General features: G+C 62.1%; 16 protein-coding genes and 1 tRNA gene. 6 read left to right on the top strand and 11 right to left on the bottom strand.

From position 1 onward, the window contains the following. Positions 1–19: 19 nt before the first annotated feature. Positions 20–877: a MipA/OmpV family protein gene (locus NKH03_RS03470; RefSeq protein WP_352871236.1), complete on the bottom strand. Its 858-nt coding sequence runs from the start codon at positions 875–877 to the stop codon at positions 20–22. Positions 878–1127: 250 nt separating this feature from the next. Here NKH03_RS03470 and radC point away from each other — a divergent pair, with 250 nt between their 5' ends. Further along, complete coding sequence (gene radC, locus NKH03_RS03465) at positions 1128–1889, top strand: RadC family protein (protein ID WP_352871237.1); 762 nt, start codon at positions 1128–1130, stop codon at positions 1887–1889. A gap of 60 nt (positions 1890–1949) precedes the next feature. Here the strand turns inward: radC and NKH03_RS03460 are convergent, their stop codons facing one another. Then, on the bottom strand, positions 1950–2474 hold the full coding sequence (locus NKH03_RS03460) for a hypothetical protein (protein WP_352871238.1): 525 nt from the start codon (positions 2472–2474) through the stop codon (positions 1950–1952). Positions 2475–2636: 162 nt separating this feature from the next. After that, a complete protein-coding gene (gene tig, locus NKH03_RS03455; protein WP_352871239.1) occupies positions 2637–4112 on the bottom strand; it encodes a trigger factor in 1476 nt (491 codons plus the stop codon). 357 nt (positions 4113–4469) lie between these two features. On the opposite strand from tig, the gene NKH03_RS03450 reads away from it, so the two are divergent. After that, positions 4470–4554, top strand: a tRNA-Leu gene (locus tag NKH03_RS03450). 102 nt (positions 4555–4656) lie between these two features. On the opposite strand, the gene NKH03_RS03445 is transcribed toward NKH03_RS03450, so the two are convergent. Further along, the gene (locus tag NKH03_RS03445) at positions 4657–4851 is read right to left on the bottom strand and encodes a hypothetical protein (protein WP_352871241.1); all 195 of its coding nucleotides are present in this window, start codon (positions 4849–4851) and stop codon (positions 4657–4659) included. Between the two features lie 223 nt (positions 4852–5074). Between NKH03_RS03445 and NKH03_RS03440 the strand changes: the two genes are divergently transcribed. Then, positions 5075–5707 carry an acetylglutamate kinase gene (locus tag NKH03_RS03440; protein ID WP_352967121.1) on the top strand — a complete coding sequence of 211 codons (633 nt, stop codon included), beginning with the start codon at positions 5075–5077 and terminating at the stop codon, positions 5705–5707. Between the two features lie 63 nt (positions 5708–5770). Here the strand turns inward: NKH03_RS03440 and NKH03_RS03435 are convergent, their stop codons facing one another. From NKH03_RS03435 to NKH03_RS03425, 3 genes are read right to left on the bottom strand one after another with little or no spacing between them, the layout of a single operon-like run. After that, a complete protein-coding gene (locus NKH03_RS03435; protein ID WP_352967119.1) occupies positions 5771–7219 on the bottom strand; it encodes an aromatic amino acid lyase in 1449 nt (482 codons plus the stop codon). 26 nt (positions 7220–7245) lie between these two features. Beyond that, positions 7246–7830 (bottom strand): GDYXXLXY domain-containing protein, encoded by a 585-nt coding sequence (locus tag NKH03_RS03430; protein ID WP_352967118.1) that lies wholly within the window; start codon positions 7828–7830, stop codon positions 7246–7248. Beyond that, entirely contained in the window at positions 7827–8945 is a 1119-nt protein-coding gene (locus tag NKH03_RS03425) for a DUF2157 domain-containing protein (protein WP_352967116.1), read from the bottom strand. The genes NKH03_RS03430 and NKH03_RS03425 overlap by 4 nt, the downstream gene beginning before the upstream one ends. 236 nt (positions 8946–9181) lie before the next feature. Between NKH03_RS03425 and NKH03_RS03420 the strand changes: the two genes are divergently transcribed. The 3 genes from NKH03_RS03420 (at position 9182) to trmFO (ending at position 11495) form a co-directional block, all read left to right on the top strand. Continuing rightward, the gene (locus NKH03_RS03420) at positions 9182–9322 is read left to right on the top strand and encodes a DUF1127 domain-containing protein (RefSeq protein ID WP_013531315.1); all 141 of its coding nucleotides are present in this window, start codon (positions 9182–9184) and stop codon (positions 9320–9322) included. 49 nt (positions 9323–9371) lie between these two features. Then, the gene (locus NKH03_RS03415) at positions 9372–9512 is read left to right on the top strand and encodes a DUF1127 domain-containing protein (protein ID WP_023757605.1); all 141 of its coding nucleotides are present in this window, start codon (positions 9372–9374) and stop codon (positions 9510–9512) included. A gap of 570 nt (positions 9513–10082) precedes the next feature. After that, complete coding sequence (gene trmFO, locus NKH03_RS03410; protein WP_352871249.1) at positions 10083–11495, top strand: methylenetetrahydrofolate--tRNA-(uracil(54)-C(5))-methyltransferase (FADH(2)-oxidizing) TrmFO; 1413 nt, start codon at positions 10083–10085, stop codon at positions 11493–11495. Positions 11496–11559: 64 nt separating this feature from the next. Here the strand turns inward: trmFO and NKH03_RS03405 are convergent, their stop codons facing one another. The 4 genes from NKH03_RS03405 to yajC are packed head-to-tail and all read right to left on the bottom strand — an operon-like array spanning position 11560 to position 15764. After that, positions 11560–12402 (bottom strand): phytoene/squalene synthase family protein, encoded by an 843-nt coding sequence (locus tag NKH03_RS03405; protein ID WP_352871251.1) that lies wholly within the window; start codon positions 12400–12402, stop codon positions 11560–11562. 1 nt (position 12403) lies between these two features. Then, positions 12404–12796 (bottom strand): Mth938-like domain-containing protein, encoded by a 393-nt coding sequence (locus tag NKH03_RS03400; RefSeq protein ID WP_352967115.1) that lies wholly within the window; start codon positions 12794–12796, stop codon positions 12404–12406. Between the two features lie 28 nt (positions 12797–12824). After that, the gene (secDF, locus tag NKH03_RS03395) at positions 12825–15374 is read right to left on the bottom strand and encodes a protein translocase subunit SecDF (RefSeq protein WP_352967113.1); all 2550 of its coding nucleotides are present in this window, start codon (positions 15372–15374) and stop codon (positions 12825–12827) included. Positions 15375–15425: 51 nt separating this feature from the next. Beyond that, a complete protein-coding gene (yajC, locus tag NKH03_RS03390; RefSeq protein WP_027024896.1) occupies positions 15426–15764 on the bottom strand; it encodes a preprotein translocase subunit YajC in 339 nt (112 codons plus the stop codon). Positions 15765–15766: the final 2 nt, after the last annotated feature.

Raw genomic sequence — 15766 nt, 5'->3', positions numbered from 1 at the left:
TTTGGTGCCTGGGTAGGCGTCAGAACCGATATCCGACGAGAAGCATCCCTGAAGGCTGGATCTTTTCGACGACAACGGGGCTGTCGGCAGCGTCACCCAAGAGAACGCCGACCCCCGCTTCGCCGCGCACCATCCAGTTCTCGTCGAGCATATATGTGGCGGAAATCGAAAAATCGGCACGCTTCAAACCGGCGCCGGCATCATAGCGCGCCAGCCCGGAGCGAGCCGATTGTTCGGCCGTGACGCCAAAATAGGCCTGCATGTAATTTTCGTCGGCAAAGACGACGGACGCGCTGGCGCCGATCATCAACGATTGAGACAGAGGCCGGGTCACCTCGATCCCCACCCTGCCCTCCAGGCCATCGCTGCCGCCGATGGTCTTGTCCAGCTGCGCGAATATTTCGGCCGGACCGAACTTCGCCGCTGCCTTCACGCCGACCGTCGCGCCCATGTCGACATCCCCCAAGCCGCGCAGATGGTCGGAGTCGTCTTCCTTGCGGCCCATCTCATAGCCAAGCCGCCCGCTGAACGCGAACGGTCCTTGTTCATAAACGGCGATGTTGGCACCTGTGGGGTCGATCGTCACCGTGTCGAGGAATGTCGCCGTGACGAAAGGCACCGGCATGATCTTGAACTCATTGCTGCCCTCGTATTTGGGGACGATGATGGCGCCGCCGCCGAGCACGACATGCCAGTCGGACAGTTTCTGTTCGAAGCGCGCGAAACGGGAAGGCTCGGGCGGCAGGGTAAAATCATCGGAATTCACCGCAATGGCGTCTGCCGCCAGCGCGCCCTCCGAATGCGTTGAAAACAGGATTGCCATGGCCGCAAGAGATGCCCGGCCGGCAAATAGTCCAGAGTCAATTTTGGCGAACATGCGTGCTCCAGTATAGCGAGGCAATGAGCCTCCGATGGCGTCACCATGTCAGGTGAAAGTGGCCGCATGCGTTAAGTGACGTTAAGTTTTGTTGCGCAATCGTGGTTTCATCTTGCCGTATAGGGAAGCCACAGACTGACAGCGGAGCTTGCACGATCTGCCGTGGATCGTCTCGCGATCGGAGAACAGAACTGTTTCAATCCAGGCCAGAACAGCTCTAATGTCTGCGCTGGAGCAATGTGGGCGGGGTATGGGGAACACAAGCGACGACGACGAGCGGAGTTTCTTCTCCGAAGCGCCGATGCGGCCTGCGGCGAAAGCCAAGGCGACGCTCGACGAAAAGCCGCATTACCTCGGCCATCGCGACCGCTTGCGCGAGCGCTTTGCCTTGGCGGGTGCGGATGCCCTGCCCGACTACGAACTTCTGGAACTTCTGCTCTTTCGACTGATCCCTCGTGCCGACACCAAACCGGCGGCCAAGGCGCTGCTGGCACGCTTCGGCACGCTGGCCGAAGTGCTTGGCGCCCCGGTGGGCCTGCTGCAGGAGGTCAAGGGCATCGGCCCTGCGGTGGCACTCGACCTGAAAATCGTTACCGCAACGGCGCAGCGTATGGCACGCGGCGAGGTCCACGGCCGCGAGATCCTCTCGTCCTGGCAGCAGCTTCTCGACTATTGCCGCTCAGCAATGGCATTCGAGGCGCGCGAGCAGTTCCGCATCCTGTTCCTCGACAAGAAGAACGCGCTGATCGCCGATGAGGTGCAGCAGACAGGCACCGTCGACCACACGCCTGTCTACCCGCGAGAAGTGATCAAGCGCGCGCTCGAGCTCTCGGCGACCGCCATTATCCTGGTGCATAATCATCCGTCAGGCGATCCAACACCATCACGCGCCGATATCGAGATGACAAAGGAAATCATCGACGCCGGCAAGCGGCTGGGCGTCGCCGTGCATGACCACATCATCATCGGGCGAAAAGGCTATTCCAGCATGAAGGGCCTGCTGCTGATCTGAGTGGTGAGTTCCAAAAGGTGAGCGCCTGAGCAAGTCGTGCCGCCTTGGCCCGCGCTCCGGTCACGGCGGATCGGTGTTGCAGCTGCCGGCCACCTGGTTAACCGCTTCACCGAACCCGGCGAGGTTGAAATCGGCCTCGCCGCGTCCCGACAGCAGCCCGAAGCGCCACGAAAGCTGGAGCCGGTTCGCGGCAACAAGGCGCCTGATGCCATCGGCGCCATCGCGCACCAGCATCCTGCCGCGCGGCCCGACCGACCAGCTCTCATCGAACTTGCTACCCTGGTCGAGCGTGACCGACATGGTGATCTTGCGGCTGGCCGAGACACCGTCATTCAGTTGCAGCCATTCGGTCCAATGCGGCTCGCCGTTTGCCCGGCAGGCAATCGTCAGGATCGGGCTGTAGCTCAAGGCACCGCCACCGGTGATCAGCTTGTTGGTGGCATAGAGCGAGGCTGTGACGAGGCCGTCCTCGCCCGTTTCGAACCGCCAATTGTCAAGCACGGCTTCGGCACGGGCAATGCCGCAGACCGAGACCAGGATCAACGCAACCGCGGCAGCGTGCCCCACTTCGACGAATAGCCTCAACACGTCCTCCAACAACCCAAGCGGCTGCAATAGAAGCGCAGATAATGATCAAAGCTTGGTCGCCACAGGCCGTCGTGCGCAAAGCGCACCGGCTGTTGCAGTTTGGCAACGAAAAAGGCCGCCTCGAGGGCGGCCTTCTCCTGTTCCAGTGAAATGCTGGTGTTATTCGGCGTCCTTGGCGGCCTTCTTCTTCGGCGCGGCCTTCTTCTTGGGCTCTTCGGCGTCGTCGGCCTTCTTCTCGTCGGCCTTCTTGGCGGCGGCTTTCTTCGCCGGCTTCGCCTTGACGGCGGTTTCGTCCTCCTCGTCGTCGGCCATCAGCTCTTCCTTGCTGACCTTGACGTCGGTAACCGAAATCTGGCCGAGCAGATGATCGACCACCTTCTCCTCGAACATCGGCGCCCGCAGCGTGTTCAACGCTTCCGGGTTGTTGCGGTAGAATTCGAAGACTTCCTGCTGCTGGTTGCCCGGATAGCGGCGCACCTGCTCGAACAGGCCGCGCTGCAGCTCTTCGTCCGATACGGTGACGCCGGCCTTCTCGCCGATTTCAGCCAGCACCAGGCCGAGGCGCACGCGGCGCTCGGCGAGACGCAGATACTCGGCACGTGCCTCTTCTTCCGTCGTCTCTTCATCGGCGAAAGTGCGTCCGGCCGCTTCCAGGTCGCGATTGACCTGCGCCCAGATGTTGTTGAACTCGGCCTCGACGAGCTTCGACGGAGCCTCGAACGAGTAGGACGCGTCGAGTTGGTCGAGCAGCTGGCGCTTGACCTTCTGGCGCGTCATGGCGCCGAACTGGTTCTCGATCTGGCCGCGCACGACGTCGCGCAGGCGCTCCAGCGACTCCAGGCCGAGGTTCTTGGCGGTCTCGTCGTTGATTTCGAGCGCGCCGGGCTGGGACACTTCCTTGACGGTGACGTCGAAGGTCGCTTCCTTGCCGGCAAGATGCGCCGCCTGGTAGTTTTCCGGGAAGGTCACGGTGACCTGCTTTTCGTCACCAGCCTTGGCGCCGACAAGCTGATCCTCGAAGCCGGGGATGAACTCCTTCGAGCCCAGCACCAGCGGCTGATCGGTGCCGGCGCCGCCGCTGAAGGCCTCGCCGTCGATCTTGCCGACATAATCGATGGAGACGCGGTCGCCAATGGCGGCCTTGCCTGTCTTCGGCTCGTAGCTGCGCGCCGATTCAGCAACGCGCTGGACCTGCTCGTCGATCTCGGTATCCGGCACGTCGAATACCTGGCGTGTCACCTTGATGTCGGAAAAGTCCTTGATCTCGATCGCCGGAATGATCTCGTAGTTGAGGCGGAACTCGAAATCGGCGCCGCCGGCCAGGATCTTCTCGGCTTCCTTCTCGTCCTCGGTCATGATGACTTCGGGCTGCATGGCAGCCTTTTCGCCGCGCCCGGTGATGATCGAACGGGTCGAATCGTTGAGGATCTCATTGACCACTTCCGCCATGAACGACTTGCCGTAGACCTTGCGCAGGTGCTGCACCGGCACCTTGCCGGGACGGAAACCGTTGATGCGGACCTTGTTCCTGGCATCCGAAAGCCGCGCCATCAGCTTGGCTTCCATGTCACCGGCCGGCACGGTGATCTTGATCTCGCGCTTGAGACCGGAGTTGAGCGTTTCGGTGACCTGCATCGTAAAACCTTTGTTTTCACCAATGAGACTGCACGGCCTCTGCCGTTTACAGCCTGCCGGTATATTCTTGCCGGGAATGGCTTTTGGTACGGAACCTGGCGATTTGACCGAAAATACGGCTCAAACTCTCCCAAACTGCGTTCCAAAATGTGAATAAGTTCTTGTTTTTCCTACTTCTTATCACATTCTGTAGAAGCGGATCGTCGCGTCCCGTCACATTTGACACGCCTTTTGTCACAGGCGAGGCTAATTTTCAACAGTCTTCGCATTTCGGCGAATAACCAACATTTTGGTCCTAACCCAACATCTCGTCTCTGACATTGACAGAATGATGGCTACATGGGATTGCCGGTTCATGCGGATGTGGCGGAACTGGTAGACGCCCTGGATTTAGGTTCCAGTGCCGAAAGGCGTGGGGGTTCGAGTCCCTTCATCCGCACCACCCTTCGCTCTTCGAGATTCCGGTGGCAGGCCACTCTTCGCGTGAAACGTGCAGCCTTGGCCCATCCCGCGCATACAGCGTGGGGCGGCAAGGCTTTGCCGCCTATTTCCTTACAATCCACTCCAGCAAGTCGGGATCGACCGTCGCAACGCCGGTGAATTCACGGATCATCAGCAAAGCAAATTCCTGCCATCGATCTTCAGGGATATTCTCTTCGATGATTGCTTTATGGAAAGCGCTTCGCAGGATGTCGCTGTCGAGCGCCGACACGCGGCAAAGTTCAAGATCCTGATCCATGATGCGAGCCTCCCATCCACGGGCGGGAGCACAACCGCACTCAATCACCGATGCCCACTACCCTCGCCCTGTGACATTGGGGATTCTAATCCGTCAGACGCTGGATTCAATGCGATGTACGGTTTCGTACCAATCGCAAAACTCGGCATTTTCGTTTCGACTCGGAACTTTTTAGCTACGGCTAATGTTAATGACAGCGGTACATCCTTCGGGAGATAGGGGCATGAATAGGCGCCTAGTACTCTTTTCCGCAGTCACAGCAGTGTTCATCGCTGCTGGACCATTACCCCTCACCTCCGCTCGCGCTGATGAACCGCAATCGGCGGGAGACGTTCGAGTGGCGATGCGAAAGCTTTGGGAGGATCATATCACTTATACGCGCAATTACATTATCAGCGCACTCGCTGGCCTTCCGGATTCAGATGAGGTTGCCAAGCGCCTTCTGCGGAACCAGGATGACATCGGCGACGCAGTAAAACCTTACTACGGTGATGCGGCAGGTCAAAAACTGGCGATGCTGTTGAAGGACCACATCAAGATTGCAACGGACGTGGTCAAAGCGGCCAAATCAGGCAGCAAAAACAAGCTCGCGGCGGCTCAGAAGAAATGGACGGGCAATGCTGACGACATTGCCATATTTCTCAGCAAGGCCAATTCGAACTGGTCCGAACAAGACCTGAAGGAAATGCTGCACAAGCATCTGGAGCTGACGACCGGCGAGGTCGTTGGCCGGCTGAAAAAGGATTGGGCGGCGGATATCAAGTCCTATGACGAAGGCCACGTTCATATGTTGAAGTTCGCTGACATGCTGACGGACGGTATCGCCAAACAGTTCCCTGACAAGTTCAACGGCTGACTGCCGAGGCATGGCGCGGTTTTGCTTCGCCGCGTAGCGATTTTACCCGGGCGGCATCTGCATCTACGCCGCGAACGCGCTCCCCGTGAACCACTCGGCCAGCTTTGCCAGCTCCGGCCCCAGCACGCGATCGTCGCCGACAGGCGGCACGATATTTCTGATTTCATCGACGAATGACCGCAGTGCCGGCGGCGGCGCGCGTTCGGTGACGTGCAGCGCCTGCGAGGACATCATCGCCAGCATCGCCATGGCGGCATCGACGCAGCGGCCGGCGGTCGCTTCCTTGGTCCAGGCGAAGAACGCCGTCGTGGCGACATCGTCCTGTCCAGCACCGGCCGATTCCGTTCCAGGGATGAAGGTGCGCTGTGCCGCCAGCTTGGCCTGCTCTAGATAGCCGGTGATCGCCATCGGCACGTAGCCGACATTGCCGTGGCCGTCGCTGTCGGCCGAGTGCCGTCCGGTCATCAGGAGATCGGGCAGCAGCGACACCTTGCCGTTGAGGAGTTTTGAGGCGTGGCGGTCGCAGAGCAGGCAGATATCGGCCCATATCGCCGCCAGATCGTCCAGCGCCGGCGTCGCCATGGCATTGTGATAGCCGCCGGTGCTGATGCAGCGGCCGAGCGGATGTGCGTCGTCGGGAGGGATGTAGACCGGATTGTCCGATATGGAAGCCAGCGACACCGTGGCCGCTCGCTCCGCCGCCGACAGCGCTCGATGCGCCTGGCCGAGCACGCGCGGCACGATGCGGTAGCTGACCGGCGCCTGATAGTTGCGCCGCCCATCGCCGGCGCCGACCAGAAACTCCCGCAACCCCTGGAGGGCCGCCGCTTCATGCTCATCGCCCCAAAGCGTGTCGAGGGCCGCGTCGTAGTGCTCGAGCGGGGCGCGAAACGCTTCGATCGACAGCGCGAATACTTTTTGGGCCATCCCGATACGGCGGCGTGCCGCGAGCGCTGCGTCGGCCACCAGAGCAGCGGCGCAGGGCGAGCCGTTGATCAGCGAGCCGCGTTCCTTGACCTCCAGGTCGAAGCGCGTCGAAAGCTCGGCAAACAGCGGATAGAGCGCCAGGATTTCGCCGGCGCCGCCCTGGCCGGAAACCGGCACCATCGGCATCGGGCGGCCATCGAGCATTGCGGCCACGGCAAGCGCGATGCGCGGCGTGGTGGCGGCGTTGCCCTCGATGAAGTTCGTCAGGCGGGCAAGCACGATCGACCGGACCACTCGCTCCGGCAGCGGGTCACCGAACGAGGTCGCGGCGGCGAACGCCTTGATGCGCGCATGGCGGTCCCGCTCATCGAGTTCGAGCCTGCGGCTCGCCAGCTCCCCCATGGCAGTGGTGACGCCATAGATGACTGGTGGCGGATCGGTTTCAATCAGCTTGAGGAACGAGGCACGGCATTCGGCGATGCGCCGCAGGGCCTTCTCGCCGATCTCCACCGTATCCTTCTTCCAGGCGACGCGGAAAACAGTGTCGAGGTTGATGTCCTCACGCGTCGACAAGGTAACTGGCATGCTTCACACCACGGCAAACAAGGACATTAATAAAGCGGTTCCTCGAACAGCGTCTTGTCGCCGTCCACCAGCGCCTTGATCTGCGCGGTGCCGTCGCCGGCGAGCGCGAGGCGGATGCCGAACGGCCGCACCCGCATGTCGTTCTGGATCGCCATCCCCTCGCCTTCCGGCAGATAGAAGCGCTCAATGCCGTAGTCCGGCGCGATGGTCATCGCTTCGCCCCGAAGATCCCAGCCTTCGGCGACGTGGCCTGATATATCGGCCTCGTCGGCGGCGGCCGGCGTTGGTGCCTTGCCGAGCCAGGCGGTCGTCGGCTGCCAATAGCCGTCGGCGCCCTTCTTCAACCGGACGACAATCGACGTATCGTCGCTGGAAAATTTGTCGGCCGGAATGTCAGCGATCATTTTCACCGGTATCCGCGAAATCTCGTAGCCGAGGATAATGTAGTCGCCGCGCAGGAGGTCGCGCGGATCGACGGGCTCGATCTTCAGCAGCACTTCCTTGCCGTTGCGCAGGATCGCCGCTCGGCCGGCGATGATCCAGCTCAGGAAGCCTATCTGGACAAGCGCCAGCACCAGCGCCGAGATAACAAGTCTTTTCCCGGTGATCATGCCGTGGCTCCCGTGGTGATTGGGCCCTTCATGCGCTTTTCCACGCGGATGATGACCAGCGCAAGGATGCCGAGCAGCACCGCGGCGGCCAGGAAGAAGCCGGCCGTATCGAGCATCGATTGCAAGGTCACCACATAGATGATGGCGAGTTCGAAGGCGAAGCCGGCATAGGAAAGCCAGCGCAACCCACGGCTCTCCCGTCCTGCCAGCACGACTGCCGCGACGATGCCGGCAAGAGCGACCACCGAAGCAATGGCGAAACCGCTGTTGTAGCTGCTCTCGTCGGCCAGTTCGAACTGGATCATCGCCAGGCCGGTGAGGAAGCCGAGCAACGCGTGCAAGGGCAAGCGGCCGCCAAGCTGCACGATCCTGTCGGCCGGGCCCGGCGCGAAGACAGAAGCCGCAAACAGCAGCGCCGCGACGACGACCAGCGGGATCGCCACCTGCAGCGTATCGTGGTTGGAGACCAGCAGCACCAGATAGAACAGCACCGACAGGATGATCAGGTGCCGCGCCGGCTGGCTGCGGGTCCAGAACGAGACGGCAAACAGCACGATTGCCGTGGGGACGAAGGCGTGCGGAAATCCGCTGCGGCTGTAATAGTCGAAGCCTTTGAGGAACAGCCAGGCATCGGCGATGCCGACGGAAGCGACAGTCAGCGGGTTTGAACGCAGCGCCACCGCCGCCAATGCCGTGCCGGCGCCCCAGGTGACCAGGGCCGATGCCTCGTCGCCGGACAGATGATACATCTGGCTGATCAGTGCGATCGAGCCGCCGAAAGCCGCCGCCGCCACGATCCACAGCGCCTCGCCGATCGCCGCATGGTCGCGCGTCTTCAACAGCGCGCCACCGACGTAGCCGCCAAGGATGACCGCAAACAGTGCAACCACGCGCGCCAGCCGCGGGATCGCGTCCCAGTTGGCGGCGACGAAAATCAGGATGGCGGCGCCGAACAACAAGGCAGCCAGCATCGCCAGGATCGAGCCGAAGCTGAGCGACTTGCGCTCGTTGGCCTCGACATCGCGCGCCAGGGATTCGGCAATGGTGGCGTCGATCAGCCCGGCTTGCCGCCACCGCGCGATATCCGCCCTGACCCGCGACGAATAACTCGCCATGCCACTTCTCCCCCGGTTTGGTCTTTTTTTCAGCCGACCCGGCCAAACCGTTGACGCAACGGCATTTTCCGATTCGGGTTTCTTTGTGTCAGGTCCGTGAACGCGCGTTAATGCTGCATTGCACAATTTGCATTGCTGCCATGCAGCCATAGCGCTTTTAAATCGATATAGGCCCGCCTATCTATGGTTCGTACACAAACGGAATGATCCGCAAGAAAGACGAAACGAGAACTACCATGAACCTGATCCGCAACTACCGCAACTGGCGCCGCTACAGGGACACCGTGTCCGAGCTGAGCCGCCTGAGCAACCGTGAACTGACCGACCTCGGCATCAGCCGCAGCGACATTCCTTACGTCGCTCGCAAGGCGGTCTAATTCTTCGGACCGCGAATGGTCCGAACCAGTTTTGAAAAAGAGAACGACAATGAACCTGATCCGCAACTATCGTAACTGGCGCGTTTATCGCGAGACGGTTACCGAGCTGGGTCGCCTTTCGAACCGCCAGCTGCATGACCTCGGTATCGTCCGCGACGAAATCAAGGTCATCGCCCGCCGGGCGATCTAACCAGAATTTCGCCAGGGTCGACCTCCTCCCCGACCCTGACGAATCCGGTCAACCTTCACCTCCTCCCGAGGGTTGACCACCAAAACGGCGCCCGCCGCACCTCCTCCCGCGGCGGGCGTTGTTTCCCCGGGGCAAAACGAATTTTGCCCAAAAGGTTTCGCTCCTTTTCAAACTGCGAAAGAGATTTCGTCAAAGCCGACCTCCTCCCCGGCAATGACGAATAGGCCCGACCTTCACCTCCTCCCGAAGGTTGGCCATCAAAACGGCGCCCGCCGCACCTCCTCCCGCGGCGGGCGCTGTTTCCCCGGGGCAAAAACGAATTTTGCCCCAGAGGTTTCGCCCCTCGTAAAAACAGCGAAAGAGATTTCGTCAAAGCCGACCTCCTCCCCGGCAATGACGAATACGGTCGGCCTTCACCTCCTCCCGAGGGTCGGCCCCAAAAACGACACCCGCCGGACCTCCTCCCCCGGCGGGTGTTGTTGTATTCAGAGGTTGCTTCCCTGAGCTGTTGTTTGCCCGCACCACGCACGGCAATTGCAATCGCCGCATCAAGCGATTATTCCGGCGCTCATGAGCAAAAATCCCATCCACATCATCGGCGGCGGCCTCGCCGGTTCCGAAGCCGCCTGGCAGGCAGCACAGGCTGGCGTTCCCGTCATCCTGCATGAAATGCGGCCCGTTCGCGGCACCGATGCACACAAGACCGATAGCCTGGCCGAGCTGGTCTGCTCCAATTCCTTCCGCTCCGACGACGCCGAAAACAACGCCGTCGGCCTGTTGCACGCCGAAATGCGGCTGGCCGGCTCGCTGATCATGAGCGCCGGCGATGCCAACCAGGTACCTGCCGGTGGTGCGCTTGCCGTAGACCGCGACGGATTCGCAGACGCGGTAACGAAAAAACTCGAAGCGCACCCGCTGATCACCATCCAGCGCGAGGAAGTGCCGGGCCTGCCACCGGCGGATTGGGACCAGGCGATCGTCGCCACCGGTCCGCTGACCGCGCCATCGCTTGCCCAGTCGATTGCGGAAGCGACCGGCGCCGATGCGCTGGCTTTCTTCGACGCCATCGCGCCGATCGTCCATTTCGACACGATCGACATGGATATTTGCTGGTTCCAGTCGCGCTACGACAAGGTCGGACCCGGCGGCACCGGCAAGGACTACATCAATTGTCCGATGGACAAGGACCAGTACCTTGCCTTCGTGCAAGCGCTGGTCGATGGCCAGAAGACTGAATTCAAGCAATGGGAAGGCACGCCCTATTTCGACGGCTGCCTGCCGATCGAGATCATGGCCGAGCGCGGCGTCGAGACGCTGCGCTACGGGCCGATGAAGCCGATGGGGCTGACCAATGCGCACAATCCGACGGTGAAGGCCTATGCCGTCGTCCAGCTACGGCAGGACAATGCACTGGGCACGCTCTACAATATGGTCGGTTTCCAGACCAAGCTGAAGCATGCCGAGCAGGTGCGCGTGTTCCGCACCATTCCGGGTCTCGAAACCGCCGATTTCGCCCGCCTCGGCGGCCTGCATCGCAACACCTACATCAACTCGCCGACCTTGCTCGACGCTTCGCTGCAGCTGAAGTCGCGCCCCGGCCTGCGCTTCGCCGGCCAGATCACCGGCTGCGAAGGCTATGTCGAAAGCGCCGCGATCGGCCTGCTCGCCGGGCGCTTCGCTGCCGCCGAGAGGCTCGGCCATGCACCATCGCTGCCGCCGCTCACCACGGCGTTCGGCGCGCTGCTCAACCACATCACCGGTGGCCACATCGTTTCGGATGACGAACCTGGAAAACGCTCCTTCCAGCCGATGAATGTCAATTTCGGCCTGTTCCCGCCCGTGGAGGCGCCGAAGACCGAGGGCAAACGCATGCGCGGCAAGGACAAAACCGTCGCCAAGCGCCACGCCATCACATCGCGCGCACGCGCCGATTGCCGGCAATGGCTGGGATTGGCGGCGCAAACAGCCGAAGCCGCTGAGTAGCCAGCTTCCTCCCTGAGTGGACCTTAGGCGTTCGCGCTCACCTCCGGCATGATTGACGTTTACGTCAAAGTGCTGGCCAGCCCTTGCTCGCGCGACGCAACAACAGCCAATGCCGGCGCAAGGCCGACAGCCGCGCCACGCCGTCGAGCGGCGAGCCGCGCTCCATTTTCGTGAGGTAGGCGCGCGACAGGGCCAGCGGCAGAAATGCCGGGCGCAGCGAGACCGGCAACGCCGCAGCGCCTTGCTCAAAGGCGGTGAGATGCTCCCGCGCCAGCGCCATCATCGCCGCCACCGCGCGTTTGGCGCCAGGACCACCGTCGGCAGTGACGAACTCTGCCGGCGACGATCCCGCCGCGGCAAGGATATCGGCCGGGATAAAACACTGCCCGCGTTTGCGGTGCAGCGGCAATAACAGCAACAGGCCGGTCATCGCCTGCGCGCAGCCCGCCCTGCCCGCCAGTTCGGCAAAGCGTGGCGCCTCGCCGGGGTCGAGCAGCATCGCCGCAAGCTGGATGAGCGCCGCGGCCGTCTCGCCGCAATAGCCCTCCAGATCGGTGCGCGACGGCATCGGGTCGTCGTAGAGGTCGAAGATGCGCGCATCGAGCATGTTCTCGAAGGCCGGCTTCGGCAGGTTGAATGTCGCTATGGTGGCATTCAAGGCTTCGGCTATGGGGTGGCCGGCGCCCGCTTCCCCGCCGGCGGCAATGACATCGCGCCACCATTGCAGGCGCACCTCGCCCGGCAACGCTTCATGGATGCGATCGCGGATGCCTGCGATCTCGGCATTGAAGGCATAGAGCGAAAACAGCGCGTCGCGCTTGTCGGCCGGCGCGTAAAGGGCGGTCAGATAGCGGTCGTGATCGGCGGCGCGCACCGCGTCCATGACAATTTTGGCATTCTGGGACATCTCAGTCGACGGCGATGAGCGCGGCGGCCACGGCGCGCTCTTCCGCCAGAAGGACATTGTAGGTCCGTACCGCTGCACCGGTCGACATCGGGTCGGACGCAATGCCGGCCGCCTTCAGCGCGGCCCGCAGTGCGGCGGGCAATGGCCTGAGGTCCCTGCCCATGCCGATCAGCAGGATCTCGATCCTGTCGGCTTGCGCCAGCAGCTTGTCGAAATCCGCTACCGTCAGCGCCAGAGGATCCGCCGGTTCCCAGCCATGGATGCCGGATGGCAGGCAGAGCAGCGAGCCGCGATGCGACATGTCGGCAAAGCGGAACCCGCCATTGCCGTAGGCTTCGATCGGCGCTCGACCGGGAAAATGCGCCTCGCGGATGACGATGCCTTTGCTGGTCACCGTTTTGTCACCCCTTGCGGGCGGCGCGTCAGGTCGCGACCGCCTTGCCGCCGCCGGCCGGCTTCTCCTCGTCGGCCGTAGCTTGCGGCCGCAGCTTGAACAGGATCAGCAGCGGTGCTGCGATGAAGATCGACGAATACGTGCCGAAGACGACGCCGAACAGCATCGCCATGGTGAACGAGCGGATGACCTCGCCGCCGAACAGCACCAATGCCAGCAGCGCCAGGATCGTCGTCACCGAGGTCAGCGTCGTTCTCGACAGCGTCTCGTTGATGGCGTTGTTCAAGAGTTGCGGCAGCGGCATCCGCTTGTATTTTCGCAGATCCTCTCGAACACGGTCATAGACCACGATCGTATCGTTCAGCGAATAGCCGATGATGGTCAGGATCGCCGCCAGCGATGACTGGTTGAATTCGAGCCCGGAGATGACGAAGAAGCCAAGTGTCATGACCACATCGTGCACCGTCGCCACGATGGCGCCGACCGCGAACTGCCATTCGAAGCGGAACCAGACATAGATCAGAATACCGAGCAGCGCGATCAGCATGGCGATCGTGCCTTGCTTGGCAAGCTCGCCCGAGACGGTCGGCCCCACCACTTCGACGCGGCGGAAGTCATAATTGTCCTGCAGTTCGCCGCGCACCTTGTCGATGACGGTCTGCTCGGCATTCTCGCCGCCATCCTGCGTCCCGACACGGATCAACACGTCATTCGGCGTACCGAACTGCTGGACTTGCACCTCACCGATGTTGAGTTCGGTCAGCCGCGCGCGGAGGTCCGCGAGGTCGGCATTGCCGCTCTTGGCCTGAACCTCGATCAGCGAACCGCCCTTGAAGTCGATGCCGTAGTTGATGCCGACGGTCATGAACAGCACCACCGACAGAATCGACAGCGCGCTCGAGAGCGTGAACGTCCAGCGACGGATGCCCATGAACGGAATTTTCGTGCCGGGCGGGACGAAGGTCACCGGCGCGCGCGGCAATTCCCTCGGGCGAGCACGGCGCAGCCAGATCGAGACCAGCAGACGGGTGAAGGTGAACGCGGTGAAGACAGTCGTCAGGATGCCGATCGCATACGTGATGGCAAAGCCCTTCACCGGTCCGGTACCGAGATAGAACAGCACCACGGTCGCTATCAGCGAGGTGATGTTGGAATCGACAATGGTCGCCAGCGCCTTGGTAAAACCGGTGTCGATCGCCTGGATCACCGAGCGGCCGGCACGCCGCTCCTCGCGGATACGCTCGTAGATCAGCACGTTGGAATCGACCGCCATGCCGATGGTCAGCACGATACCGGCGATACCTGGCAAGGTCAGCGTCGCGCCGAGCAGCGACAGCAGCCCGACGATCATCGCCACGTGCACCGCCAGCGCGATGTTGGCGAGGAAGCCGAGCAATCCATAGGCAACGAACATGAACACGACGACCAGGATCGAACCGATGATGCCGGCGACCTTGCCGGCATGAATCGAATCCTGACCGAGACCCGGGCCAACCGTACGCTCTTCGATCACCGTCAGCGTCGCGGGCAATGCGCCGGCGCGCAGCAGCACGGCGAGGTCGTTGGCGCTCTGGGCGGTGAAATTGCCGGAAATCTGGCCGGTGCCGCCCAAGATCGGCTCGCGGATTTGCGGCGCCGAGATCACCTGGTTGTCGAGGATGATGGCGAACAGCTTGCCGACATTCTGTGAGGTCGCCTGACCGAAACGCGCGGCACCCTTCGAATCGAAGCGGAAGGAGACCACCGGCTCATTGTTCTGCGAATTGTATGTCGCCTGCGCATCGACGAGGTTTTCACCCGAAACGATGACGCGGTTCTCGATCAGATACGGGACCGGTGGATCATCCTGCGAATAGAGCACCGACGAACCGGCAGGCGGGCGGCCGTTGAGCGCGTCCTGCACCGGCATCGACTGGTCGACCATCTGGAAGGTCAGCTTGGCGGTCTGGCCGAGTATCTCCTTCAGCCGCTGCGGGTCCTGAAGACCCGGCACCTGGACAAGGATACGGTCGTCGCCCTGCCGCTGCACGATGGGTTCGGTCGTGCCGAGTTCGTTGACGCGGCGCTCGACCACCTCGATCGACTGCGTCAGCGCCGTCGATGTGCGGTATTTGACCCCGGCGTCGGTGACGTTGAACTTGAGCAGGCCGGGCTCGGAATCGTCCAGCGTCATTTCCTGGATGGAGCCGCCGGTGAACAGGCCGGCAGCGACCGGATCGGTCAGCGTCTTCAGTGCTGTCTTGGCGGCATCGAGCTGAGCGGGATCGGTGATGCGGACCTGCAAGGTCCGCCCCGTGCCGGCAAGGCCGGTATAGCCGATCTTGGCGTCGCGCAGCAGCGTGCGGATTTCGTCGCGCGTCGTCTCCAGCCGGTCCTTGATCAGATCGTTCTGATTCATCTCCAGCAGGATGTGAGAGCCGCCCTGCAGGTCGAGGCCGAGCGTCATCTGCCGCTTCGGCACCCAGTCGGGAAGCTTGGCCAAGGTGCTTGCGGGAATGAGATTGGGCGCGGCGAGGATCACTGTGATGGCCACGGCCACCCAGATCAGGATCATCTTGAAGCGCGAAAAATACAGCATATGGCGTCGTCCGTCAGAGCGTGTCCGCGGATCGCTCCGCCTAAAATTGGATTATTTCTTGGCGTTCTGGTTGGCCACCGGCTCGCCCTTGACGCGCACATCGGCGATAGTCGAACGCAGCGCGGTCACTTTCGTGCCGCCGCCGAGGTCGATCTCGAGCTCGTTATCGTCGATCACCTTGGTCACCTTGCCGACGAAGCCGCCGCCGGTGACGACCGTGTCGCCGCGACGGACCGCCGCCAGCATCTCGCCGCGCTTCTTCAGCTGCGTGCGCTGCGGCCGGATGATCAGAAAATACATGATCACGAAAATCAGGACAAACGGCAAAATGCTGATGAACATGTCGGGAGAGGCGCCGATACCTTGGGCGTATGCCGGTGTCACGAACATCG

The organism is Mesorhizobium sp. M1406 (assembly GCF_040317555.1).
Lineage (GTDB): Bacteria > Pseudomonadota > Alphaproteobacteria > Rhizobiales > Rhizobiaceae > Mesorhizobium.
Note: the sequence above shows the minus strand (reverse complement) of the source record. Positions and strands in the feature narration are given on the sequence as shown.